The organism is Massilia agri, assembly GCF_024753255.1.
Classification (GTDB): Bacteria; Pseudomonadota; Gammaproteobacteria; order Burkholderiales; family Burkholderiaceae_D; genus Telluria; species Telluria agri.
Window position 1 is genome coordinate 1 of sequence record NZ_JANUHA010000051.1, and the last position, 920, is coordinate 920.

Here is a 920-nt window from a genome sequence, read left to right on the forward strand (position 1 = left end):
TCTTCCTGTCCCGAGCCGTCCTGCTGACCGTGCTCGTGCCTGGCAGGCGTGACTTTCCCGCCTCCCGCCGGCCCCTGGCCGGCGGCAGTGCCCGGCGTCGCCGCCGGACTCGCCACGGGTAGCGCCGTTGCCGCCGCGAGGGCGCCGGTGGCGAGCCGCTGCAAATTGATGGCCGCGTTGACGTCGCGGTCGTGGTACGCGCCGCAGCCGGCGCAGGTCCAGGCGCGCTCGCCCAGGGCCAGGGTGGCGTTGCGTGCCCCGCAGCCCGAACAGAGCTTGCTGGACGGGTACCAGCGGTCGGCCAGCACGATCAGGGTGCCGTAGCGCGCAGCCTTGTACAGCAGTTGGCGACGGATCTCGTAAATGCCCACGTCCGAGATCGCGCGGGACAGCCTGGCGTTGGCCAGCATGCCGCTCACGTTCAGGTCCTCGATCGCCACCGCTTGGTTTTCGCGGCAGAGGCGGGTCGTGAGCTTGTGGGTGAAGTCCCGGCGCACCCGGGCGATTCGGGCGTGCAGGCGCGCCAGCGCCTGCGCTGCCTGGATGCGCTTGTTCGACACGGGCAGCCGCGTGCCTTTCGGGATCCGGCCCGCGATCCCGGCCAGCGCCTTCGCGGCATGGAGCTTGCGCGACAGGCGCCGGCTGCGGATGCGCAGGCGGCGCAGCGCGGCCTTCAAGGGACGCGGCGCCGCGATCTTCTCGCCGCTGGCGAGCGTGGCGGCGGCGCTCACGCCGAGGTCGACGCCAGTAACACCGTGGCTGCTACGCGGCAGGCGCGCCGCCGCATCGGGCACCTCGACCTGGACGCACAAGAACCAGTGATCCGCTTCGCGCGAGATGCTCGCGCCCAGGATGCGTCCAGGCCAGCGCAGCGCTTCGTGCAGCGCCACCCGGCCGACCTTGGGCAGCACGGCAGTGGT

General features: G+C 72.4%; 1 protein-coding gene. It reads right to left on the bottom strand.

Annotated elements, in window-relative coordinates:
- Nucleotides 1-920: RNA-guided endonuclease InsQ/TnpB family protein (locus tag NX780_RS25085; protein WP_258830613.1), on the bottom strand; the 920-nt coding region annotated here is incomplete at both ends.